We start from the raw sequence: 25,739 nt of genomic DNA on the forward strand, positions 1-25,739 counted from the left end.
ATTATTGTTTTAAATCATCATAAAGCATTAATGAGGATTTATTATCTGGGTCACCAATATAACGAGGCTGAGGCTTAAATGCCTCATTAAACAGGCTTTTTTCGGGTTCAAACCCGGTATAGTTTAAACCTGCTAAATCAGACCACGCATAGATAAAGTCCATATTACTGAATGGTCGGGCTGTTTTATCATTTAAATCAAATTGATGTGTCGCTAACCACTCAGGTGATTGCCAAACAAGGAAAGGTACATTATAAATAATCCTACTTGGCTTACCTTCACTGCGGCCTAACATTTCATGGGGCGGGGTATCATAAACATCTTCACCGTGGTCTGAGAAAAATACCAAAAAACCATTTTCTTTTGAAGAATCAAAGTCCTTGATTAATGTTGAAACAACATAGTCGTTATAATATTGCGCGTTATCATAAGCGTTATAATCTTTTACTTCGTCATCATTTAGATTAGCAGGAACCACGCTGTCTTTATCTTTGAAAATAGCTTTATCTTCCGGGTAACGGAATTCATAGCGCATATGTGTCCCTAACAGATGAACAACAATAAATTTCTTTTCTGCAGGGTCTGCAAGCGCTTCCTTGAATGGAGAAAAAACCACGTCATCATAAATACGTGAGCTTTGCGCCATGTCATTGTTCAAATAATATTGCTTATCTGTTTGGCGAGAGAACGCCGTTAACAAGGTATTACGCTCAGTCATTGTCTGCTGGTTAGTGATCCAAAACGTTTTAAAACCTGCTTGCTTCATCATGTTCATGATAGAAGGGCGTGAATTGAAAAGTTCAGGCTCTGTTTGTGTCGCAAACGTCAGAATTTGCTGTAGTGCTTCAATAGTATAAGGTCGCGACGTCACAACATCATTGAATACGGATAAATTAGCAGGATAATCGTTAGCTAGCTCATCTAACTCAGGGGTAGTTGGGCGCGAATAGCCATATAGACTCATCCTATCTCGGCTAGTGGACTCACCAATCACCAACACAAATGTGCGGGGAGTGTCACCGTTTGCATCGACGAAGTTTTCTAATGGTGGAATTTTACTGTTGTCGCGGATTAACTCCTCCATGTTTGCCAGCTGGTTTTTATATAAAAGGTAACCACTCACAAACTGCCATGGTGCAGCATAGGCGAGCTTACTATTTAAATAAGACGCGACATTAGCTATTGGTCGGTCTTGTTTAATGCCTTTGTTATAATAAGGAATTCCGAACAAAATAACTAAAATCAGCAACGAAATACCGATGCGTCCTGGTTTTGGTAATGTGACTGGTTTCAGGCGTGTCCAAAGGAAGATTGCAACGACAGTGTAGGCGAGTATGACACCTAACACTTCGAAGCTAAAATATTGCTTAAGGAATTCGCCTGCTTCATTGGTATTGGTTTCAAACATCACAAACATGACACTTTGGGATATTTGATGCCCATAAACCACAAAATAAGCGAGAGCAACAACCGAAGAAAGCCATAAAACAATCCCAATCAGCCCTGCAACTAGCTTAATTTTTTTAGGAAATAGTAAGGCAGGAACCAACCAAAGAGAGCTATAGAGTAGTGAATCTCTTAGGCCGATGGAATTACTTTGCCCTGTTACTAGCACATACAGTTGTAATAGGGATGAAAAATACCAAAAGTAGATCAATAACCAGAACAGCGAGGCCCAGCTAAATTTTTCCGAGTGTGTAGTGTTACTCATAGGTTTTTAAACTCTTGTTTTCTATTATTGTTAAATCGAATTGAAAAATAATTGAGAAATCGATTTTTAGATATAAAGACGTAGTTTAAGTTCCAAAATATATTCTTTATAATTAATAATTTCTTAATCATTCTGTAATGTTATGTTTATTCAAGTTTTTTCAAAGAACATGTTTGATGTTTATGGCAGTTTTCGTGATATTCCATTATAGACGATGTTTGGCTCGCTATTAGCCAAAATAGTAAAATAGCTCGTGCATTTGTTATCGTCTTTACGCCATTGATACTATCCTTTGACCTATTTATGGTATATAAGAAAATTTGGTGAATGCACTGCGTGAAGGGTGAGAGCAATACATGTTAGATAACTCATTTGTGGCTTTTTTGAAATCACCCCTATCAATTAGGGTGCTTCTTTCATTGCTAATTATTATTGATGGCGCAATGATTTTAAAACCCGTGTTAAGCGCTTACACCGACTATATTGATTGGCGTGAGTCTGGGCTAACACAGTGGTTGAAATCGCTGGGTTTTATGAAATTGCTGGATATCCCGCGATTTTTATTGGGAATTTCACTGATTTTCCTATCGCTATTTATGGTTAACGGAGCCCGTATCGCTTGGGTGTTTTCACTATTTTTACTTGGGATTATTTCATTTGTTGACCTGAGGTTAACACAAGAAAACATACATCAAGGTTATTTTTCCCTCTTTTTATTGGTTGCTTTGTGCCTTTTTTGGAAGCTATATCATCACCATAGCTTAACCAGTGCCGGGTTTGTGGCAATAACCTGTATTATTGCATTATTGCTGTATTCCATTTTTGGTACTTTATATATTGGTGATGAGTTTTCACCAGTCGTTAAAGACGGCACAACGGCCTTTTATTTTGCTTTAGTCTGCATGACAACGGTCGGGTTTGGTGACATTGTCCCGGTTACGGTTGATGCGCGTGTATTCACAGTGACAGTGATTATTTTAGGGATCACAATTTTTACCACTTCAGTGGTTTATATTGTTGGGGTGTTAGCTAAAGGTACGAAAGAAATCGTGCGTAAGAGGTTTTCTTATATGAAAAATCATTATGTGGTGATTGGTAGCACACCAATGGCCGTCAATGTCTATCAAGGGCTGAAAAACCGAGAACTGCCGGTGGCCGTGATTTGCCAAGAAAACCATCGCAGCCATTACCCTGAAAAGGATAATATTGTGACCGGTGACCCAACCAGTTCCGAATTGCTCGCCGCAGCTAATGTTAAACATGCAAAGTGTGTGTTAGTGATGACAGATAGCGATTCGCTCAGTACTTTCGCTTTATTGGGAGTGAAAGAGCAAGCAGGGGAAGGTAGCTCGGTAAAAACCGTGGTGTTAATTAACCAAGAAAACAATATGGATAAAGTTCGCTTACTTAAGCCTGATATGTTGTTTTCATTATCTACGCTAGGTTCAGAGGTTTTGATGCAAGTGCTTTGCGGTGAAGCAATATCGAGCGACTCGATTAGTGATATGCTGTTGAACAAAGTTGCAAAAAGCTAACCTTTAAAATAAAAACAACAGGAATTGTGCTGCATGCTAAGTGCTCAAGATGTGAGTTGCCTTCGGCAAAATAGGGTTCTATTTCACCAGCTAAATTTTACCGTTCAGCCCAGTGAGATCTTGCAAGTTGAAGGGCCTAATGGTGCGGGGAAAACCACCTTGTTACGCATGATGGCGGGGCTATTAAAACCTGATGAGGGTGCGGTTTGTTGGAATAATCAATCGATTGAAAAACTGAAAGAAGAGTTTACGCGTCATCTACTTTATTTAGGGCACAAACCCGCAGTGAAATCATTATTGACCCCGTATGAAAACCTCAAATTTTATTACCGAATGCATAATAAAAGCAGTGAAGGTGACCGTATTTGGGCCGCTTTAGAGGAAGTTTCGCTAATTGGTTATGAAGATATCCCTGTAAGTCAATTGTCTGCGGGCCAACAGCGGCGTGTTAATTTAGCGAGGTTATGGCTTAGCGAAGCCCCTCTGTGGGTACTTGACGAGCCTTTTACTGCAATTGATGTTGCGGGAGTGGCGCGTTTAACAGAACGTTTTCATCAACATGCAGAGCAAGGGGGGATTATTTTGTTTACCTCTCACCAAGCGATGTCAGGGCAATTTGGCTCACTAAAACTGACGGGTGGGGTTGAAACATGTTTTGGTTATTAATTAAAAGAGAACTTAAAATTGCTTTTCGTGGTTTTTCTGAATTGGTTAACCCGTTGTGGTTTTTTTTAATTGTAATCACACTATTTCCTCTTAGTATTGGTCCTGAACCTCAGTTATTAGCACGTATTGCGGTCGGGGTATTTTGGGTTGCCGCTATTTTGTCTTCGCTGTTATCGCTAGAGCGCTTATTTAAGGATGATTACCTCGATGGCTCCCTTGAACAGCTGCTTTTGGCCCCACATCCCTTATTTATTACCGTTTTTGCTAAAGTCATTGCACACTGGTTAGTCACTGGGCTGCCCTTGATCTTGCTATCCCCTGTTGCTGCATTAATGCTGTCTTTCAGTGCAGATACGCTATTGGTGCTAGCCGGTACGTTATTACTGGGGACGCCAGTATTAAGCTTTATTGGCGCGATAGGCGCGGCATTAACGGTTTCTTTAAAAAAAGGTGGCGTTTTAGTTAGCCTGCTAGTTTTACCGCTGTATATTCCTGTGCTTATCTATGCAACAGGTACAATGGAGGCGCATAGCTTTAAAATGCCGCTAGATGGCTATTTTGCCATTCTCGCAGCGCTGTTTGCCGCTAGTATTACTTTTTCGCCACTTGCGATAGCTGCTGCGTTGAAACTTAATATTAGCAATAGTTAGCCGCTCACCTCTTCTCATCAATGGGTAATTAGGGCGTCGGTATGCCCTAATTACCGATCTTTCCTACCTTCTTTTTTATAAAGTTGTAATAATTTATTTCAAATGTAATTGGTTAGATTTTCTTTACTCTTTATAAGGGAGAGAGCACTACAACTATTTGATTTTTAGTCACTAAAAATTACGCCTTAAGGTACATTTTTGATGTTTATTTGGCTTGAATAAAAGATTCCCTACAAGTTAAACTTGTTTTTATTTTTGTAATCAACTGATATATAAGATTATTTTATTTTTATTGAAAGTGATTGGTTATTTTAAAATTAAGTAGACAATTAACAAAAAATGCGAAGCAATTGGATTGTTATTTAAGAAAAAGTATGTAAAGTTGCGTATATTAACTTAATCTAAATCCAAATTATTAAAAAAAACTAATGCTTAATATACGTACCTTACTGAACGGATCAATTTGTTTTGCCTTTTGTTTTCCTGCTCTTGCAAAAGCGTCATTATTGAAACCAGATAACACAGATAACTTGTTCAATCGTCAAACGCATCAGCAACAAACGTTACAACAGCAGTTTGATGCAAAATCTCCCGATGTGAACTTATCTGCCTCCATTGCAAAAACACGTCTGCAATTTCCGCAAGAGACCCCTTGTTTTTTAATTGAGCAGGTTATTGTCAGTGGACAAGATACTTTCCCACATTGGGTACCTATCGAAAGGCTAGCGGGTCAGGCTGTTGGTCATTGTATTGGTGTTGATGGCATCAATTTATTAGTCACTGACGTACAAAATCGGCTGATTAGCCACGGCTGGATCACCAGTCGTGTATTGGTTCCTGAACAAGATTTATCAACAGGCGTTCTGCAATTAGTTGTCATGCCAGGCAAAGTACAAAAAGTCATTTTTACTGATGACTCATCACAATACAGTACGCTGTATACCGCAATGCCAGCCCATTCAGGTAATTTATTGGATTTGAGGGATATTGAGCAAGGCTTAGAAAACCTACAACGTTTGCCAACTGTACAAGCATCGATGGAAATGATCCCCGGTGATGGCCCGGGTGAAACCCAAATTGTGATCAACCGTCAGCAATCACGCTATTGGCATGCGGGCGCGTGGGTGGATAATACGGGTTCAAAAAGTACCGGTAAAAACCAAGCGGGCGTGATGCTTGCATTGGATAACCCGACTTCTCTCAGCGATCTTTTCTATCTTACAGCGACTCGCGATTTAAGCTTTTCTAGCGATAAAGACACCACCAACTACAGCGCGCACTACTCGGTGCCATTTGGTTATTGGCAGTTTGCCACCACCGCGAGTGATTATGAATACACTCAAACTATTGCTGGTGCAAATAGTGATATTGAATATCGCGGTAAAAGTAAAAGCTTGAATTTGCAACTGAGCAATGTGCTTTACCGTGATGCCACAGCGAAAACCACCGCGACCTATGATCTGAATTTGCGCGAAACCCGTAACTTTGTGCAAAACACTGAAATTGAAAATCAAAAACGGCGCACTACAGCGTGGAAGTTAGGTCTAAACCATCGCCAGTATGTGGGGCAATCAACCATTAATGTGGGGGCAAGTTACCAACACGGGACGCGTTGGTTTGGCGCTATGCCTGCTTTTGAAGAGTTTCGTCGTAAAGACTCTCAAGATTATGCGACAGCCCTCGCGATTGTGATGCAGTTTAACGCATCAGCTAGCATTCCTTTTACAGTAGCCGAACAATCGTTGCGTTTTGATACCCAGTATTCGCGTCAAATAAGCGACCGTCCCTTAACGCCTCAAGATCAATTTAGTATTGGTAACCGCTGGACGGTGCGCGGCTTTGATGGTGAGCGTACACTCAGTGCGGATGAAGGCTGGACACTTCGTAACACCTTATCATGGTCACTGCCTATTCCTGCTCAAGAGCTCTACGTTGGCGCTGACTACGGCAAAATCAGTGGGCGTTGGACTAACCAGAATCTAGGGACTCACCTTGCGGGTGGGGCGATTGGCCTACGTGGGGCAATAACCCCTGCCAATTTGAGTTATGACTTATCTATCGGTACTCCCTTCTCTAAACCTGATGGTTTTAGAACCGACCCTGCCACTTTTGCTTTCTCTGTAAACTGGAATTATTAAGGACTCTCAGGATGAACAAGTTATTTTACCGCCTAATTTTTAATGCTGCTCGCCAAATGGTGATGGTGGTTTCAGATATTACTCGCAGCCATCGTGCGGGTCCTGCGGGTTCGAGTGAAAATCACGTAGAGAAAGCAACAAGTTGCCGAGTGCGCTGGTCAGTTAAACCGATAGTCACTTCTTTGTGGTTTACATTAGGCATGGTGAGCTTTAGCGTTTCGTCATCGACCATCGTTGCAGATGGTAAGGCTCCGGGTAACCAACAACCGACCATTGTTAATACGCAAAATGGTTTACCGCAAGTTAATATTCAAGCGCCTAACCGTGATGGCGTCTCTCGTAACCAATACAGCCAGTTCGATGTTGATCATAAAGGGGCGATCCTCAATAACAGCAGCACCAACACGAACACACAACTTGGTGGGATGATCCAAGGTAATGATTGGCTCGCTAAAGGGGAAGCCAAAATTATCCTCAATGAGGTAAATAGCCGTGACCCGAGTCAACTTAATGGTTTTATTGAAGTGGCAGGGAAAAAAGCGGATGTGATCATCGCCAACCCTGCGGGGATCACCTGTAACGGTTGCGGGTTTATCAATGCCGATAAAGCTTTGCTATCGGCGGGAAAAACTTTAATTGAAAACGGTAAAATCAAAGGATTTGAGGTCGATAAAGGCAGCATCAATATTCTTGGGAAAGGCTATAATGGCAATGGTACCAACTACACAGCGTTGATTGCCCGCTCAGTGAATATCAATGCGAAATTGCATGCCAAAGATTTAGCGATCACGACAGGGAAAAATACCGTGGCAGCGGATGGAACAACCATTCTTAAAACGGATAATTCCTCTGCCGATGATAAGCCTGAATTTGCTTTAGATGTTGCCGCATTAGGGGGGATGTACGCCAATACTATTAAAATGCGTGGGACAGAGCACGGTGTAGGCGTGCGTAATGCGGGGCATATTGGGGCACAAGCCGGGGATATTACCCTGTCAGCGGATGGGAAAGTAGGTAACTCTGGCGTGATCACCGCTAGCCAAAATATTGCCCTGACTAGCCAAGATGCTATCAATAATACCGGTACTATACTGGCGCAAAACGATATCCAGCTCAAAGCGAAACAGGCAATAACTAACACCGATAAAGGCCAAATCGTTGCAGGGCGTGATGCAGCAGTTCATGCAGAGCAAATTAACAGTGATCGTAGCGCTTTATTAGCTGCAGGGGTTGATAGCAAAGGTAAGCTGACCTCCGCGGGTTCATTAACAGTTAAAGGAGATAAATCGGTCGCATTACAAGGGGATATTGTCGCCAAAGACACCTTAACCGCGACAGGTAGCTCACTTGATTTGTCTGATTCTAATACCCAAGCCAACAATATTGTGTTGACCTCAACGACAACCGATATTCGAACGAAAAATGCGCACCTAAAAGCCACGAATAAAGCCACATTGACGGCTAAAACGGGCATTGATAATCAGCGCGGCGAGATTGTTGCCAATGAGCTCACGTTAATTGCACCTGAGTTAATTGATAATCAGCAAGGCAAATTGGTTCAAACGGGTAACTCAAAAAATACCTTAAATACCAAGCTATTAAACAATCAGCAAGGGGAAATTAACCTTGCAGGTGATACTTCAATCACGACGCAGCAGTTAAATAACCAGTCTGGGCAGTTACTCAGCCGTGATGGCAAGGTTGATATTCAAAGCAAAAACCTGAGCAACCAACAAGGCACGATACTCGCATCCGGTAAACAAGGCCTGATCATCAAAACAGATACGCTTGATGGGCAGAAAGGGGAAATTCTGACCAGTGGTGCACTGGGGTTAACCGCAAAATCGGCCAATCTTGACCAAAGTACAACACAAGCAGAACACATTAATTTACAAGCAAATACGTTATCTCATCGTCAAGGCAATATGCTGCAGACGGGTGATAAAACGCTGAAACTCAATGTAGCTAATGGATTGGATAACAACCAAGGGAGTATTGCATCCAAAGGTGATCTGAATTTGCAAGCAGGGGCCGTTGACAACACGGATGGTAAAATCCTCACTAGCTCGAACCATCGTTTAGACCTAACATCTGCTGGTGAATTGAATAATACTCGTGGGGTTATTCAAACCGATAAGTACCTGATGATTAAAGCCGATAAGCTGATCAACCAGCAAGGTAAAATGAGCAGTTTATCCGGTGCTGCTTTATTAACGGCAAATCGTTTAGCAGGTGAAAAAGGGACTATTTATACGCAAAATGCATTGCGCATAGAAAGTGCCGATATCAATTTAAACCAAGGCTTCACGCAAGCAGGCCAAGTTTCTATTTTAGCCAACAACTTTACCCATCAGGGTGCCACCTTGCTGCAAACTGGGGAAAGTAAAACTGAGCTACATATTCAAAACCAATTTGATAACCAGAAAGGTGAAATTTCCAGTAATGGCCAAATTGATATTGTGGCAAACGGGCTAAACAACCAAGACGGCAAAATTATTGCGGCAAAATTAGGCCATTTGACGTTGGCTATTCAACAGGCGCTGAATAATACACAAGGGACATTATTAGGCAATCAAGGTATTCAGCTAGCAGCGGAACGCTTAATTAACCAATCCGGTAAAATTATTGCCAGCTTTGGTGATAACCAATTGACACTTAAGCAGTTGGATGGTGAAAAAGGGGAAATTCTCTCAAAAGGAAAACTGGCTTTAACGGGGGATGAACTTAATCTCAATGACGCGGTGACGCAGGCCGATAACATCCAAATTGAAGGAAAAAACCTGTCTCATCAGCGTGGGAAAATGCTGCAAACGGGCAGTGAAAAAGGGCAAATCAAGCTTGCTCAAACCCTTGATAACCAGTCAGGGAATATTAGCAGCCAAGGCACACTAAGTCTTGATGTCAATACGCTTGCTAACCAGCAAGGTGTTGTGGTCGCGGCAAAAGTCGGGGCACTAATCCTAAATGCGAAGCAGAGCGTAGATAACACCCAAGGCACCTTATTTGCCGAACAAGACTTTACCCTTAACACACCGTCGTTCACCAATATTGACGGTAAAGCCATTAGTAAACAAGGGAATATGCTGCTGACCACTGAAGAATTGCAAGGTCAGCGTGGTGAAATCATTGCTCAAGGCGATTTATCACTAAGTGGTAAAGGCATTGACCTAACAGCTGCAAACACACAAGCACAGCACATCCAACTCACTGCGAACCGCTTAATTCATCAAAAAGGCACCATGACCCAATTAGGTGAACAACAGGGGGTCATTGAGGTATCCCAATATGTTAATAACAATGCTGGGGATATCAGTGGTAACGGCTCTTGGCTGATCAAAACTAATACCCTTGATAATCAAAAAGGTAAAATATTCAGCGCAAGAATGGGGCAGCTTGATTTACAAATTCAACAAGTGCTGGATAACACGGGTGGAGCATTGACCGGCCGGCGGGGTGTATTTGTGGAAACCCAATCATTGATTAACCGCACAGGTAAAGTGATTGCTAGCATGGGAAATATCACCTTAAATAGCCAATCCATTGAGGGTGATGAAGGTGAAATACTGGCAGCTCACGCCTTGAATATTGAAAGTGGAACGCTTTCGCTAAATCAGGCTGTCACCCAAGCGGATAACATCTTAATCACGGCGGATACCCTCGATCACCAAGGGGGTAAATTATTACAAACTGGCGATAAAGCTGGGAAAATTAATTTACAAGGGAAGCTGAATAACCAAGCGGGTGAAATAGGCAGTAATGGCGATTTTTCATTAACCGCCAATAGTCTCGACAACCGTGATGGGCAAGTTATCACCGCAAACAAGGGTCATCTTAAGGTTGATTTAACCCATGAATTATTAAACCAAAGCGGGGCACTGATTGGTGAGAATGGGCTGAGCATAGCGGCCAGTGATATCGAAAACCGACAAGGAAAACTGGTTGCTCGCCATGGTGATGCAAAACTGGATGTGGCTAATGGTATCAATAACCAAGCAGGGTTAATTGCCGCAGAGCAACTGTTGCAGATGAGCAACCAAGCACTACAAAACCAGTTGGGTTATTTACAAGCAAATACCATTGATATTAATACCCATAACCAGCGGTTTGATAATACACAAGGCTCGTTGTTAGCCCAGCAAACATTGACGTTAAATAGCGGACAAATTGACAACCTACAAGGCTCCATTCAGTCTGGTAGTGACATGCTGATTGATACTCACGGTGAGCAGCTTAATAACACTCAAAGCGGTGACAATAAAGGCATTTATGCACAAGGCGGGTTAACCCTAACAACCGGTGAGCTCAATAATGAGCAAGGCCGACTTGTGGCGAAAAATACGCTTAAGCTGAACAGCCAAGGTGTTAATAACCAGCAAGGTTTAGTGGGCAGCCAGTCTGAGCTCTCAATGTCAACGCAGCAACTGGATAACCGTGAAGGTGTGATTAAAGGCCACTCGGTGAGTATTGATACACAGGGCCAGAAACTGACGAATCTTGCGAAAAAAGCCGATCAAGGCATCTTTGCTAGCCAAAATCTAGCGATGACAGTTGGAGAGCTAATCAATCGCCAAGGGCAAATACAAGCGAACCAAATCTCCCTCGATAGTCAGAAAAAACGTGTTGATAATACGGAGGGGGAAATTCTTGCCGTCAATAATTTAACGGCAAACACGGGGGCACTGGATAACCAACAAGGTCGACTTCAAGCAGGAAAGCAGCTCACACTCAACACCCATGGTGAGCAGATAAACAATAGCTTTACGCAAAAAAATGGTGGTTTATTAAGTGGGGGCGGTTTATCGATTGACAGTGGCAAACTGCTTAACCAGCAGGGGCAAATTCAAAGCTCAGGAGCGGCATCACTCACCACGACAGGTATTGAGAACCAGAACGGACAAATTTTCGCTGGGCAGTCGATGGATATCAATACCCAGCAGCAGGCATTGCTAAATCAGCAAGGGACATTAGCGAGTAATGGCAAGCTTGAATTGAATACTGGGGATTTAAATAATACCCAAGGTGTGGCTCAAGGAAAACTTGGACTCACAGTGAATGCTGAGCAAATTGATAACCAAAAAGGGTTATTACTGAGCCAATCGGCGTTAAAAGTGACAGGAAAAAACCTCGATAATACTGAGGGGGTTGTTCAATCTCAGGGGAGTACAACGCTGGATATTCATCAACGGATTGATAACCAGCAAGGGCAAGTTTTGTCCGGTCAAAACCTGAACGTAAATACCCAACAACTCAATAATACGAGTGGTGTTATTCAAGGTCTAAATAATGTTGAACTGGTAGTCAAACAGCAAATTGAAAACCAGCAAGGCTGGATCAAAGCCAATGAAAACCTTGATATTTCTGCGGAGTCTATCGATAACAAAAATACAGCTCAAGCAGGTAAAGGCCTTGAAGGGGCAAATGTTAACCTCAGAACCACACATTTAGATAACCAAAGCGGGGCGGTTCGTGCAGGGCAAGCGATTGAAGCGAATATCGCACAAAGCCTGAATAACATACAAGGGATGCTATCTGCGGGAACGGATTTGAATGTAACCGATAAAGCGCAAGGTAAAGTCCTAGCAGTATCAAATCAGCAAGGGGTGATAGTCAGTAATGGCTCTGCCACGATCACGGCGAACCAGTTAACAGGTGAAGGTAAACTTATCGCGCAAAAAGCGTTATCGCTCACCTTCAATCAACTATTTGAAAATACGGGACGCATTCAGGCAGGTGAAAACCTAACGGCTAATTTTGCTCAAGGTTTTACCAATAAAGGGTTAATTTCTAGTCTTGGCGAGCTGGTTTTAAACACAACGACCGTTATTAACCAACTTTCAGGTGAGATCAGTGGGCAAAGTACTCGTATAAAAGCCAGTGGTCAGGTACATAACACTGGGCTCATTGATGGCGTATTAACCCATATTGTTGCTAATTCCTTAAGTAACTTAGGAACAGGCCGCATTTATGGTGATTTCCTAGCCATCGCAGTAAATAGCTTAGTCAATGATAAACAAGGAGATAAAGCGGCGGTTATTGCTGGGCGTAAAGAGGCCAACCTTGCAGTTGGTGAACTGTTGAACCGTGATCACGCTTTAATTTACAGTGATGGTGATTTAACCATCGGTAGCCAATTAAACGACCAGCTAAAAGCCACCGGTCATGCTAAAAGCGTGAAAAACCACAGTGCTAACATTGAAGCGGCAGGTAACCTCACACTAAAAACGGATTTACTTGAAAATAAAGATATCCATTTACAACTGACTGATGAAGCCGTGGAAGTGAGCCGTGAACATTTTGATTGGTACGATTTTGGTAATGGGCGACGTTATAAAATTCAGCCGCGTAATGGCAACCAAACGCGTTACGCTATTAATGAAGATGGTACGCTGAACAAGGAAGTGGGTATTCATTATGAAAAATCTAATCGCTGGCGGATGTTTGAGTATGGTAACTGGACTAAGAATTTTTATGAATACGATTACGACCGTATCATTTATGAAACCCAAGTTATCAAACGCGATGCCGCATTGATTACGAGTGGAAAGCACTTGACGATTGATGGTCAGCAGCTGAACAATGAAAATTCGCGTGTTGTTGCGGGGCAAAACCTGATCTTAACAGGCTATGATCTCAACAACGAAGAAGCACAGGGTGTTCGCCGTATCTTTGAAGATGGAAATACGATTTATCGCTATAAAGGCGGTGGTAAATGGAAAACGCGTACTAGCACGTCAAAATACCAAGGGGTTAATAGCGAAGAAGATTTAGCCTTACATCTATTAGAAGTTGCCGAGAACGCGGGGGGGATCAATAAAACTCAGCTCGATTCAGTCAAAGTGAACCAACTGGATGGGCAAGCCGAACGTGTTTCTGACGCTAATCAACAAGAAAACTCAGGTGCAACTGTTACTGAGCTGGCATTAAAAGACGGTAAAAACACGCCACTAGACCTGAAACCTGGTCAGCAAATGGAAGTGGCTCAGTTACCTGCAATTTCAGACAAAGTGGATGTTAAAGACGACAAATCGGTTGACTCATCATTACACGTTGATGATGCCAACATCGGTAACGGAGCTGACATTCAAGGGCAAACTGATGTAGGCAAAGGGGAAAATATCACTGCGGAGACAGGGCCTCAGGGGAAAGACAACCTCGATACCGTGATAAGAACCGTTGGGCCAAACACTCAATTACCCGACAATAGTCTGTTTAACTTAACACCGGGTAGTGATAGCCAATTTTTGATTGAAACCGACCCGCGTTTCACTAACTACAAGAAATGGTTGTCGAGTATTGATATTGTCACCAATGAGCAGCTCCATAAGCGTTTGGGGGATGGTTACTATGAGCAACGTTTAGTTCGTGATCAACTGATTGAAACCACAGGACAGCGCTTATTAGGCAACTACAATAGTGATGAAGAGCAATATCGCGCGCTGCTAACTAACGGTGTTGCGTTTGGTAAGCAATTTAACCTGACTCCGGGCATTGCATTATCACCAGAGCAAATGGCGAACTTAACCACAGACATCGTGTGGATGGTGAATAAAGAAGTCACACTGCCGGATGGCCGCGTTGAAATGGTTAGTGTTCCGCAAGTGTATGTCCGAGCCCGTCAAGGGGACTTAAACGGTAATGGCGCATTGTTAGCGGGGCGTAATGTTTCCGCCAACATGACCGGTAATATCCTTAATAGCGGTGAAATCAGTAGCCGTGAACTGACCGATTTACGTGCTGAAAATATCGAAAATAGTGGGCGCATTCAAGGTAAAGATGTACAACTTGATACCCTAAAAGATATTAAGAATATCGGTGGGGAAATTCGTGGATTAGACAGCGTTTCTCTTTCAGCAGGTCGCGATATTCTCAGTGAAACTGCGCAGCGTGGAGATGGCCAATCACAATGGCTCGATCGTCCTGCCAGTATTTATGTCACAGGTGATAATGGCCAGCTTACCTTAAAAGCGGTACAAGATATCAACTTGATCGCCACAGATGTCGGCAATTTAGGCGTTGATGGCAAAACTTCCATTATTGCGGGACGCGATATTAGTTTAGAAACTCGTGATGTCAGCTCGGCATTTGATTACACGCATAATTCAAGTAATTACTATCGTGGGGCTAATAGCACTGAAGTCGGCACGCAAATCCAAACTAAAGGGGATTTAACCTTATCGGCTGGGCAAGATCTTTCCGCTCGTGCAACGACTGTGACCAGCGGTGGAGAGCTGGCGATCAATGTTGGACGTGACATCAATATTTCCTCTGGTATTGAAACTAGTGACTATGCGAAACACACAAAAAGCACGGATAAAGGCTTTTTATCAAGCACGACAAAAGAAACTCATGATGAGGTGAACGAACGTACCGCTATCAGTAGTACATTTAGCGGCGATAGTGTGAAAGTGACTGCAGGGAACAACGTCAATATCGAAGGGAGTAATTTACTTGGAACCAACGATGTCAATGTTACCGCTGGAAATCAGTTAAATGTGACCACTTCTGATGAAGCGTCCCATGAAACACATATGTCGAAAACAACCAAGTCAGGCCTGATGAGCACTGGCGGCATTGGTTTCACGGTTGGTTCAAATTCACAAAAAGTGACCACCGATACGGATAGTAACCAGAAAAAAGGCAGTGTGATTGGGAGTACGGCAGGCGATGTGACATTGACCGCAGGTGGTACAGCAAGCATTCATGGTAGTGATGTAATCGCGGCGAAAGATATCAATGTGATCGGTAGTGATGTGAATATTACGGCGGCTGAAAATAGCCGTACCGATATCACCACAGTGGAAACCAAATCCAGCGGGTTGACGGTTTCCCTCGGCGGTGCAGCGGGCAGCATGTTAGATGGAATGGCGCAGACCGCGAAATCGGCAAAACAAGAAGATGACGGACAATTAGCGGCCCTTAAAGGGATGAAGGCAGGTCTACAAGGCGTTCAGGCTCAACAAGCGGGTGAGCTAGCAGGTTTGAAAGAAGGCGGCAGTGTGGCAGATGCCTTTGGCGTTAATGTGTCATATGGCAGCAGTTCGTCTAAATCGACCACCAAAACCGAGCAGCATACGGCGTCAGGTAGTAGTTTAAGTGCGGGGGATAACATCACCCTTACTGCGACGGGTAAAAAAGAGGGTAGCCAAGGGGATCTGACAGTACAAGGTAGCCAACTGGATGCGGATAAAAACGTCACGTTAACCGCCAAAAATGATATCAACCTGACCAGTGCCACCAACACGCAAAAAGTGGATGGGAAAAACGAAAGTAAAGGCGGCTCAATCGGTGCGGGTATCAGTACGGGCGGTTGGAATGTCAATGCGAGTGTGAATAAAGGCAGCGGCTTTGAAAAAGGTGACAGCCAGTTCTACACCGATACGGAAGTGAACGCAGGCAAACAACTGACCCTCAACAGCGGCAAAGATACCACGCTGACAGGCGCACACGCGAGTGGGGAAACTGTTAAAGCCAATGTGGGCGGCGATTTAACGTTATCGAGCCAACAAGTTACTGATAAGTATGACTCAAAGCAACAGGGCGGCAGTTTAAGCGGCAGTATTGGAACAGGCTTAAATACCACCGCTTCGGTGAATGTTAATAAAACCGAGATGCACAGCGATTATCAATCCGTGGATAAACAAACGGGTATTAATGCAGGCAAAGGCGGTTTTGATATCACCGTCGGTAATCATACGCAACTCGATGGGGCGGTGATTAGCAGCACTGCGGACGCTGAAAAGAACAAGTTGGATACGGGCACGCTGGGCTTTGGGGATATCAAAAATAAAGCTGAATACAAGGTGGATAGCCAAAGTGGCGGCTTTAGCACAGGGGGTTCTCCATTTGCAGACCAGCTTGCGGGTAATGCCGCAGGCTCCTTGTTGACCAATGTGAATAACAAAGGGAAAGACAGCAATACGACACACTCAGCGGTGTCAGAAGGCGAGATTACAATTCGAGATAAGGATAATCAGAAACAAGATATCAACGAGTTAAGCCGTGATACAGACAATGCCCATGAGAAGCTCAATACGATTTTTGACAAAGAGAAAGAGCAAAAACGGATAGAAAAAACACAGTTAGTGGGCGAATTAGGTAAGCAGATTACTGATATAGCGGTGACGAATGAGACGATTAAAGCTACGAAGGATGTAGATAGAGAGCACCCTGAGTTGAGTGGCAAGGAAAGAGAAGATGCTATTCAAGCTCAAGTTAACAAATCTGAATGGGGTGTCGGAGGGGATAATCGCCGTATAGTCGAGTCAGGCACCTCTTTGATTCAAGGGCTTATCAGTGGAGATGTGAATAAAGCGGTGGCGAATGCGAGTGCGCCGTACATTGCGAATGAAATCGCCAAAAATATTCCAGAGAAGAACAAAGAAGGACGCATCATTGCCCACGGTATTGCGAATGTTGCATTAGCGCTGGCAAAAGGTGAAAATGCAGGGGCACAATCGCTCGGTGCAATGACAGCGGAAGCGGTTGGAATGTTATCTGAGAAACTGTATAACAAACCAGCTAGCCAACTGACGGAAGACGAAAAAGCGACAGTCAGTGCATTTGCTAGTCTGGCAGCGGGTATTGCAGGCGGTTTAGTGGGTGGAGATACCTCGAGTGCAGGGAATGCAGCCCAAGCAGGGAAGACGACGGTTGAGAATAACTATCTGAGCGACTCAGAGCACCGCCAGAAGACGTCACTGGAGCTTAAAGAGCAGCAAGGAAAGATCACTGAGGTCGAGCAACAGAAGCTTGCTGAACTGCGGATCAAAGATACGGAAACAACCCAAAAACTGCTTGATACTTGTGCTGGCGGTGTTTCACCTGAATGTACCGCCGCCAGAAAAGACGCATTCGAAACGATAGATACCTATGTCAGTTTGACGTATCAAAATCCAAAAACAGCGCAGGCAGGTTATCAAGAAATCGAGCGCTTGTTGAACTCCACCTCACCTGAAGCACAACAAGCGTTTAATTTGCTGGAATCTTATACTGAGGCGTTTAAAAACTTCGGTTATAGCGATGAAGAAGCACGCGCTCGGGCAGTAACGTATGTTGGCTCTATTTATCTATTAGGTGGAATGTCAGCTATTGCGAACTCAGGCGCTTTAGTTAAGCAATTTGGGAAAGATGTTGCGAAGCCGAATGTGAAGCCGGAGGTAACACCACCGAAAAACTCTGAAACGTATTTTAGAATTGAAGGAGGCGGCAGTGGAACAAAAACAAGTCAAAATAGAATTAATGTAAATGCCGATGGAAGCGTAACAATAAATTCAGGGTGTAGCGGCCAACTTTGTGTAAGTACTAATGGGCCAAATCACGCATCTTATTACCTAACAAATAGAAGGCCTGATGGCTCGGTTGTGGTATTTGAAGTAGATGCAAGTTTACATAAACAAATTATGGATGCTGCTATACCTCAGCGACCTATACCTGGTATCCCAAGAGACCCTAACGCACCTAAAATTGTTGACCCAGGAAAAGGCGATCCCAGCATGTCCCTTGAGTTACCTAAGGTGTGGGATAAATTAATTGAGCAAAATTCGTCAAAAGCGAAAGTGTTAACCAAAGAGGAATTTCTAAATGAATTTGGAAAATAATTATCAAAGCTTGCTCAATTACATATTTAATGGTGAAAGAGAAATAGCTATTTTTGTTGTTAATGGGGAACATTACTATGTTATTGATAATAAGGATAATTTCTGTATTGATGCTAGACCTGAGTATAAATTGTATATAGAAAAGGGTTGGATGAAAGAATCCCTTTATAATGAAGCGATTGCTAAATTTAGAGGTGGAATTACTATTTTAGACAAGAGTAATTTTAAATATTATATAAATCAAAGTAATGTGGAAGTTTATTCTATAAGCTGGATGAGATCGTTTTTTAAACTAAATCGTAGTGATGACGATTTAGTAGAATTTTATTCTTATATAGAACAATTTTTATCTACATTAACAGAAGTAGTATCTGATGAGTGGGACAAATGGAAAATGCGCCTCCCTAAATTTTATATTAATTTCGATAAAAAAATTTATCGCCATACAGATTGGGAACGTAATCATGAAAAATCAGCGCCTTCAGATTGGAGTGCTCAAGCAAGTAATGATTTTGGGTTATTGGTTCCTGATAAGTATCAATACTGGCTTGTTAATGGTATGAATTTCTGGAAACTACAAATGTAGTCATATAGAAATCCCAGCCCCACACAGAGATCTCCTTAGCCGCCTCACTCCCCCTCAGCCAACCGGATAATCAACTGTCCGGCTTGGCGAGAGAGGGTGTAGTGACTGCCTACCTCAAACCCCAACTCATTCAGCCACTTACCGCTTAAAGTCAGTTGTGGGCTGGGGTTGGGGTTACCTCAGTTCGGGGTGTAACCCACTGTATAGTGTCTGGTTTTGACCACTTCTTCTTTAGCTGTCGGTGTTTTTCCACTACAATCGAGCTTAGCGATGGTGACTACTTCGTATAGTTGTTGTGGTTAGCGACTGTTGTGAGGTGTGAACTCATAATTGCCATGCGTTCTATCTCAACGTTTTATGCAGTTAGATCTCGTTGAGATCCGTTAGATGTATTTCTGTCATAATCCGAATCTAAATGAAAAAAATTAAAGGTTTATTAAGTGTAGAGAGTTTGGTTTACTTTTAATTATAAATATCTTTATATTTCACCAAATAATGTGATTACTATAACGCTTGAAATACAAGTTAAAAATAAATATATAATAAATCAGTTATATATAATTATAGTTTCTTTAAGTCAAAAAAATATTGATAGCAGTTGAAAGCTATTTTAATCATTTGTTTTAAATCATATTTACATGCATTTTATGATGGGTAATAAGTTAATTTATTGATTTTAAATAATAATAAAATTCCCAATAATATTGATCAACTAATGGATAAGAAGTGATATATTATCGAGTATATTGTTTCTGTATGTTAGTTCAGGATAAATTGATAAAAAGGCAGCATAGAATGCACAATATCTTATCGCTAGATAGTGATAATTTCTCGAGTACACTTTACCCCCTAGATCAAGATGAGCAACAAACTGTAGTTGTTTATTTTTCGGCATCGTGGTGTTTACCTTGTAAAAATATGAAACCTATTTTCATTAAACTTTCTGAATGTTTTCAAGGAAGTAACATCATTTTTGGCATTGTTGATATTGCTCAATCGCCCACTTTAGCTCCTCGATATGGTATAAAATCAGTGCCGACAATTGCGGTTTTCCAAGATACTCGGTTAATCGATATTATTGCAGGAGAAGTACCATTTAATAGGGCATTAATGGTATTGGAGAAAACGCTCGGTAAGCGTTAATATTCAGCGAATATATTTAATAATAATGATAAGAAATTCATAATGTTAATATTGATATTAGAAGGGTTATTGATAGGCTGTCTACTCGGTTTGACGGGAGCTGGCGGGGGAATTCTTGCTGTTCCTGCTTTAATGGCAAGCCAAGGTTGGAGTGTTGCACTCGCTGCGCCTGTTGGGCTTCTAGCAATTACAATAGCGGCTTTTATCAGCGTTATTCAAGGGCTTATAAAAAAAAGTATTCGTTATAAAGCCGCAATTTGGATAGCATTATTGAGTATCCCTTCTGCTAAGTATGGTATTTACCTTGCCCATATTGTACCTCCAGTTTGGTTAACGCTTATTTTTAGCCTTGTTATGCTTTATGTCGGGGGGCGTATATTTTTCAATAGGGTTGATGAGCAAAATGATGCACATTGTTTAATTAATACAGAAACTGGGAAATTTATTTGGAACACTAAAACAGCGTTAATCTTTGGGGGGATTGGTGTCATTACAGGATTACTTACTGGTATGCTAGGTGTCGGTGGTGGTTTTATTATTGTTCCTGCATTGCGAAAGTTCACTAATTTGAATATGAAGAGTATTATTGCAACATCGTTAATGGTTATTTTCTGTATTGGTAGTATTAGTATTTTTATTAATGTTTTGAATGGGTTTCAATACCCTAAAGAAATTAGTATTATATTTATTGTCTCTTGTGTCATTGGTTTATTAATCGGTCGATTAATAATGCATTCTATTTCCAATAGAACCATTCAAATGCTATTTTCAATTGTTGTTATTCTTGTCGCTTTAGGATTGATTTTATCAGTGCTGATTGAGCTAAAAGTTATTTAAAATATATTTTAAATGTCAATTTGTTTATTTAACATTTCTAATTCATGCGGTATGTCACTATTTTGAATTATCAGTCATTTATTCTTCTTAAAGAAAGTGAAATTGATTTATCTTCAAGCTCAAAACGGTATAATGAATAATCGCATATTTCTCCCTGATAATAGCCAAATGGATTACTAGCCTATTCTTCAGGGGATTCATTAAAGGTTGACTAGTATAATTATGACAAAACAAGATAGCTCAACAACAATAATTGATATAGCAAAACGTGCCAATGTAACCGATATTACCGTCTCTAGAGCATTTAATCATCCTGAGATGGTAAAGAAGGAAACTCGGGATAAAATATTAGCTATAGCACAAGAACTCAATTATGTGCCAAATCTTTTTGCACGTAATCTGAAAAATAAAAATAGCCGTATAATAGGTGTGGTTACTGACAGCACATTTAACCCATTTTATGTTGTGCTTATTCAAACAGTCTCACGCTTAGCGAAAGAAAAAGGCTATCAAGTCATGATTTTTGATTCAGATAGCGATGAAAAAGCAGAGAAAACAGCAATTGAAACGTTAGTCAGTTACAAGGCGAGCGGTATTCTATTATCCCCCGTTCGTGACGATAAAGATTACCAACCAAGTTATTTATCATTAATTGATAAACATAATGTGCCTTTAGTCTTTGTTGACCGGTCAATTTATGGCTATCAAAATAAGTACTCGGGTTTATTTTTGAAAAATTTTGAAATTGGTGCCTTAACAGGAAAATTTCTTAGTCAACAAAATAGCGAAAATACACTTATTGTTTCAGGACCAGAAGGTTCTGAAATTAGTTTGTCTCGTTTAGCGGGTATATATGAAAATTTTCCCAATAGAAAAAATATTAATGTCTTATACAGCAGTTATATGTTTAACAAGAATGATGAAGATTATCTAAGAAGAAAAGTTCAAGAGCTTTATACACCTAATATGTACATCGTTGGGTTAAATGGAATTATTACCGCTGGGATGTATAAAATTATTATAGAATTAGGCCTCTCTTGCCGTTATTTTTCTGTTGATTTACCTCCTTATGCAGATACTTACCATTTATCTATTTCAGGTGTACATCATGACTCGGTATATCTTGGTGAATTAACGACTGAGCTATTGTTTTCTGAGATAGAGCGAGACTCCCATAAAGGTCATAAAACTAAGCAAATATTTGTTGATGGGAAACTTGTTGTTTATGAATAATAGTTAAAGTGTAAATACAAGTAGGCAGGTAATGATACCTGCCTACTTTAATAGTTATGAGGGGTAATTCATTTAGCGTTTCATTGAGCTAATTAATGTCGCCCCCCAAATAATTAGTCCTTTTACAATATATTGAACATAAGGTGAAATACCTAATAAATTTAAACCGTTATTAAGTACACCTAAGATCATTGCGCCAATGAGTGTGCCAATGATCATACCACGGCCTCCTGCTATTGAGGCGCCGCCGAGTACGACCGCAGCAATCGCATCTAACTCAAAGCCTACTCCTGCATTGGGTTGCCCACTCATTACTCGAGAGGTAAATATTAACCCAGCGAATGCAGCAGTAAAACCGCTAATAACGTAAACTAACATTTTATAACGTTCAACGCGGATACCACTGAGGCGTGCTGCTTCTTCATTACCACCAATAGCGTAAATATAACGGCCAAAAGAGACATGATTTAGTACAACATAGAAAATAAGATAAAGGCCAAGCATTAATAAAATAGGAACTTGAATTCCCATTAATTCTTCTCGTCCCCAAAAAGCAAACTCTTGAGGTAATCCTGAAACTGGGTAGCCACCGGTATAAATTAAGGCTAACCCTTTAGCAATAATCATGGCGCCTAAGGTGACAATAATTGGTGGCATTTTACCATAAGCGGCTAAAATCCCATTAATAAAGCCAAAAACAACACCCGATAATAGTCCAAGAGCGATGGCTGCATAGGGGTCCATTCCATAATATTTCATCAAGCCAGCCATCAAGGTTCCAGACAGCGCCATAACAGCACCAACGGACAAGTCAATTCCACCTGTTAAGATAGCAAATGTCATACCGATAGCGATAATGGCATTAATAGAAACCTGACGAGCAATGGTCGAAAGGTTATTTACAGTTAAAAAATGTTCATTAAAAATGGACATGCAGACAAATAAAAGAATTAAACCAACAAGTGGTAAAAATGCAGGTATTTTTGTTAGCTTAGAAAAACTAAATTTATTTTTAGTTAATGGAATTGCACTTTGATTAGACATAGTCGTTATCCTATATAATATTGCCGGCCGCATGTACCATGATCTGAGTTGAGTTTATTTCGTCTCCAGTTAACTCAGCGGCAATTTCACCATCTCGAAAAACCAAAACTCTATCACTGACACCAATAACTTCTGGTAGCTCCGATGAAATCATAATAATGGAAATTCCTTTTTCAGTTAGAGAGCGCATTAATTGATAAATTTCTGATTTTGCCCCAACATCAATACCTCGAGTGGGTTCGTCGAAAATAAGAATTTTGGCTTGTTTATTTAGCCAGCGAGCAATAACAACTTTTTGCTGGTTTCCACCGCTTAAAGTAGAAACTGCAGTGTGAGGCTCTGGTGTTTTAACTTTTACTTGGGAAATTAAATCAATAGATAAAGTGAGTTCTTTTTTGTTTTGAATTAAAAATAATTTTTGAGCGTGATTGTTTAGCCATATATTTTCTTTAACGGAAAACGGCAATACAAGACCTTGAGTTTTTCGGCTTTCTGGTAATAAACCGATACCTAATTGCAGTGCAGTCGCAGCTGATTTAACTTTAACTTCTTTGCCTTCTAAAACAACTTTTTTCTTGTAAGCCTTATCAGCACCAATCATGGCAAGAATAGTTTCTGTGCGACCTGAACCGACTAATCCAGCAAGCCCTAAAATTTCACCTTTTTTTAGTTGAAGGTGGTTAGTTGGGCTATATGAAAAACGCTGAACTTCCGCATCTAAGATGACTTCTTGCTCGTTAAATTGGCGTTTATGAGGGTAAATATTTTCAACTTCACGGCCAACCATCATTTCGATAATAACGTCTAAATCTGTTTCATCGACCTTACGAGACCCTATATATTGTCCATCGCGTAGTACACTGATGGTGTCACAGATTTCATAAATCTCTTCTAAATGGTGGGAAATAAAAAACATTCCAACCCCTTTAGCTTTTAAATCTCGCATTACATCGAATAAATGGTTTGCTTCATTGGGGGTTAATGTCGCAGTTGGCTCATCTAACACTAAAATTTTAGCATCCAAAGACAGTGCTTTTGCGATTTCAACAAACTGTTGTTCTGCAATACTTAAATGGCTAATGGGTTCATCAATATTGATGTTTACACCCAGCTCAGCTAGGATTTCCTGCGATTTTTTTCGCATTAATTTTCTATCTAATAAACCAAACTTATTTTTCAACTCTCTATTTAAAAATATATTTTCAAAAGCATTTAAATAAGGAATAAGAGAAAATTCTTGGAAAATAATACCTACGCCTGCTTTTATTGCATCTCTGTAGTTATGAAAGGTGTGTTCTTTGCCTTCAATCAGAATTTGTCCGCTATCAGGTTTATGTATTCCACATAACACTTTCATTAGCGTTGATTTACCTGCGCCGTTTTCACCTAATAATGCGTGAACCTCCCCCTTTTCTAGGGAGAGATTAATATTATCTAACGCCTTAACCCCAGGGAAAGTTTTACTGACATCTTTTAATGCTAATAATTGCATCATATTGCTTCCCTATATTTCTCAACTGCTTAAAAATGGGTAACAAAGCCATTTGGAATTTTTATTCCAATATGCATTTAATAATTAATATTTATGAAAATGTATTGCACCGAACATCAGAAATACAGGTGCAATACATCGGTTATTGATAACTAACGATTACCAGTGAAAGTCTTTAGCATTTGTTTTGTCAATCAATTTAACATCAATTGGGACTTCTTTAGGGACATTGGCGCCCCAGTATTTTGCTAAGCCCATAGCTAAACCAATACGAACTTGGTCACGAGGGAATTGCGCCGAAGTAGCAATAAATGGCGAGTTACCTTTGGCAATCTCAGCAACCGCTTCAGGAGAACCGTCAACACTCACTAATTTGACATCACGGCCAGAAGACTCAATCGCTGCTAATGCACCTAAAGAACCGACATCGTTAACACTGAAGATCCCATTGAGGGTCGGATTTGCTTGCAACATGTTTTCTGTCACATTCATCGCAGTATCGCGTTCTTGTTTACCGTTCAATTTAGTTACGATTTTAATATTTGGGTATTCTTTCATTGCAGCTTCAAAGCCACGAACACGCTCAAGAATTGGTACAACAGGGATACCATCTAAAATTGCTACTTCGCCTTTGCCGCCTAATGCTTCACCTAAACGTTTGCCCGCCATTAAGCCCGCGTCATAGTTTTTAGAACCGACGAAAGAGTCAATTGGGCCATTTGCTTGTGCATCAATGGCGATAACTACAACTCCGGCTTTTTTCGCAGCCAGTACAGCCGTTTCAGCACCCACGCTATCTGCCGGGTTAATTAACAGAATATCGATTTTTTTCTGTAACATATCTTCGATATCACTGGTTTGTTTTGATACATCATGAGCCGCATCTGAGATATATAGTTGTGCGCCCATATCGCCTGTAGCGCTCTCTAAGGCTTCCTTCATGGTGACGAAATATTCATTGTTTAATTCTTGAAATGACATGCCCACTGAAACTGGCTTAGCGGTAGCGTTAAATGCCATACCTAAAGTCAGTACACTTGCAGCGACAGCTAACTTTTTAAATTTACTCAGCATAAGATGTTCTCCTAAAAGAGCGTTTAATTATAT

13 protein-coding genes and 1 pseudogene are annotated in these 25,739 nt (G+C 41.1%); 9 read left to right on the top strand and 5 right to left on the bottom strand.

The genetic code is table 11. From position 1 onward, the window contains the following. Position 1 precedes the first annotated feature (1 nt). Positions 2-1,711, bottom strand: coding sequence for a phosphoethanolamine transferase CptA (gene cptA / locus PSF42_RS04545; protein WP_213912890.1), 1,710 nt, complete (start codon positions 1,709-1,711; stop codon positions 2-4). A gap of 356 nt (positions 1,712-2,067) precedes the next feature. On the opposite strand from cptA, the gene PSF42_RS04550 reads away from it, so the two are divergent. The 6 genes from PSF42_RS04550 (at position 2,068) to PSF42_RS04575 (ending at position 18,883) form a co-directional block, all read left to right on the top strand. Further along, positions 2,068-3,246: an ion channel gene (locus PSF42_RS04550; RefSeq protein ID WP_272679530.1), complete on the top strand. Its 1,179-nt coding sequence runs from the start codon at positions 2,068-2,070 to the stop codon at positions 3,244-3,246. Between the two features lie 33 nt (positions 3,247-3,279). Next, positions 3,280-3,912, top strand: a complete 633-nt coding sequence (ccmA, locus tag PSF42_RS04555; RefSeq protein ID WP_125893730.1) for a cytochrome c biogenesis heme-transporting ATPase CcmA — start codon at positions 3,280-3,282, stop codon at positions 3,910-3,912. Continuing rightward, a complete protein-coding gene (gene ccmB / locus PSF42_RS04560; protein WP_004914238.1) occupies positions 3,897-4,562 on the top strand; it encodes a heme exporter protein CcmB in 666 nt (221 codons plus the stop codon). Before ccmA ends, ccmB begins: the two co-directional genes overlap by 16 nt. Before the next feature lie 428 nt (positions 4,563-4,990). Beyond that, positions 4,991-6,700 (top strand): ShlB/FhaC/HecB family hemolysin secretion/activation protein, encoded by a 1,710-nt coding sequence (locus PSF42_RS04565; RefSeq protein WP_248467718.1) that lies wholly within the window; start codon positions 4,991-4,993, stop codon positions 6,698-6,700. A gap of 11 nt (positions 6,701-6,711) precedes the next feature. Then, positions 6,712-18,297 carry a two-partner secretion domain-containing protein gene (locus PSF42_RS04570; protein ID WP_272679531.1) on the top strand — a complete coding sequence of 3,862 codons (11,586 nt, stop codon included), beginning with the start codon at positions 6,712-6,714 and terminating at the stop codon, positions 18,295-18,297. Further along, positions 18,281-18,883, top strand: coding sequence for a hypothetical protein (locus tag PSF42_RS04575; RefSeq protein WP_213912886.1), 603 nt, complete (start codon positions 18,281-18,283; stop codon positions 18,881-18,883). Before PSF42_RS04570 ends, PSF42_RS04575 begins: the two co-directional genes overlap by 17 nt. Positions 18,884-18,927: 44 nt before the next feature. On the opposite strand, the pseudogene PSF42_RS04580 reads toward PSF42_RS04575, so the two are convergent. After that, positions 18,928-19,044: pseudogene (locus PSF42_RS04580) on the bottom strand (SymE family type I addiction module toxin); the annotation flags it as partial. 595 nt (positions 19,045-19,639) lie between these two features. Between PSF42_RS04580 and PSF42_RS04585 the strand changes: the two are divergent. The 3 genes from PSF42_RS04585 to PSF42_RS04595 all read left to right on the top strand — a co-directional run bounded on the left by PSF42_RS04585 (position 19,640) and on the right by PSF42_RS04595 (position 22,096). Next, complete coding sequence (locus PSF42_RS04585; RefSeq protein WP_272679532.1) at positions 19,640-20,026, top strand: thioredoxin family protein; 387 nt, start codon at positions 19,640-19,642, stop codon at positions 20,024-20,026. Positions 20,027-20,068: 42 nt separating this feature from the next. After that, positions 20,069-20,863, top strand: a complete 795-nt coding sequence (locus PSF42_RS04590; protein ID WP_272679533.1) for a sulfite exporter TauE/SafE family protein — start codon at positions 20,069-20,071, stop codon at positions 20,861-20,863. Between the two features lie 222 nt (positions 20,864-21,085). Then, positions 21,086-22,096 (top strand): LacI family DNA-binding transcriptional regulator, encoded by a 1,011-nt coding sequence (locus PSF42_RS04595; protein WP_213912883.1) that lies wholly within the window; start codon positions 21,086-21,088, stop codon positions 22,094-22,096. A gap of 72 nt (positions 22,097-22,168) precedes the next feature. Here the strand turns inward: PSF42_RS04595 and PSF42_RS04600 are convergent, their stop codons facing one another. The 3 genes from PSF42_RS04600 to PSF42_RS04610 form a co-directional block, all read right to left on the bottom strand. Then, a complete protein-coding gene (locus PSF42_RS04600) occupies positions 22,169-23,140 on the bottom strand; it encodes an ABC transporter permease (RefSeq protein ID WP_272679534.1) in 972 nt (323 codons plus the stop codon). A 10-nt stretch (positions 23,141-23,150) separates the two neighbouring features. Next, positions 23,151-24,635, bottom strand: a complete 1,485-nt coding sequence (locus PSF42_RS04605) for a sugar ABC transporter ATP-binding protein (RefSeq protein WP_102139474.1) — start codon at positions 24,633-24,635, stop codon at positions 23,151-23,153. Positions 24,636-24,791: 156 nt separating this feature from the next. Next, entirely contained in the window at positions 24,792-25,652 is an 861-nt protein-coding gene (locus PSF42_RS04610) for an ABC transporter substrate-binding protein (RefSeq protein ID WP_370661211.1), read from the bottom strand. Positions 25,653-25,739: the final 87 nt, after the last annotated feature.

The organism is Providencia sp. PROV032 (genome assembly GCF_028484875.1).
Lineage (GTDB): Bacteria > Pseudomonadota > Gammaproteobacteria > Enterobacterales > Enterobacteriaceae > Providencia > Providencia rettgeri_E.

What these genes read in the sequence shown, in the direction of transcription:
- cptA (WP_213912890.1), bottom strand. Translation starts at nt 1,711, where the DNA reads ATGAGTAACACTACACACTCGGAAAAATTTAGCTGGGCCTCGCTGTTC.
- PSF42_RS04550 (WP_272679530.1), top strand. Translation starts at nt 2,068, where the DNA reads ATGTTAGATAACTCATTTGTGGCTTTTTTGAAATCACCCCTATCAATT.
- ccmA (WP_125893730.1), top strand. Translation starts at nt 3,280, where the DNA reads ATGCTAAGTGCTCAAGATGTGAGTTGCCTTCGGCAAAATAGGGTTCTA.
- ccmB (WP_004914238.1), top strand. Translation starts at nt 3,897, where the DNA reads ATGTTTTGGTTATTAATTAAAAGAGAACTTAAAATTGCTTTTCGTGGT.
- PSF42_RS04565 (WP_248467718.1), top strand. Translation starts at nt 4,991, where the DNA reads ATGCTTAATATACGTACCTTACTGAACGGATCAATTTGTTTTGCCTTT.
- PSF42_RS04570 (WP_272679531.1), top strand. Translation starts at nt 6,712, where the DNA reads ATGAACAAGTTATTTTACCGCCTAATTTTTAATGCTGCTCGCCAAATG.
- PSF42_RS04575 (WP_213912886.1), top strand. Translation starts at nt 18,281, where the DNA reads ATGAATTTGGAAAATAATTATCAAAGCTTGCTCAATTACATATTTAAT.
- PSF42_RS04585 (WP_272679532.1), top strand. Translation starts at nt 19,640, where the DNA reads ATGTTAGTTCAGGATAAATTGATAAAAAGGCAGCATAGAATGCACAAT.
- PSF42_RS04590 (WP_272679533.1), top strand. Translation starts at nt 20,069, where the DNA reads ATGTTAATATTGATATTAGAAGGGTTATTGATAGGCTGTCTACTCGGT.
- PSF42_RS04595 (WP_213912883.1), top strand. Translation starts at nt 21,086, where the DNA reads ATGACAAAACAAGATAGCTCAACAACAATAATTGATATAGCAAAACGT.
- PSF42_RS04600 (WP_272679534.1), bottom strand. Translation starts at nt 23,140, where the DNA reads ATGTCTAATCAAAGTGCAATTCCATTAACTAAAAATAAATTTAGTTTT.
- PSF42_RS04605 (WP_102139474.1), bottom strand. Translation starts at nt 24,635, where the DNA reads ATGATGCAATTATTAGCATTAAAAGATGTCAGTAAAACTTTCCCTGGG.
- PSF42_RS04610 (WP_370661211.1), bottom strand. Translation starts at nt 25,652, where the DNA reads ATGGCATTTAACGCTACCGCTAAGCCAGTTTCAGTGGGCATGTCATTT.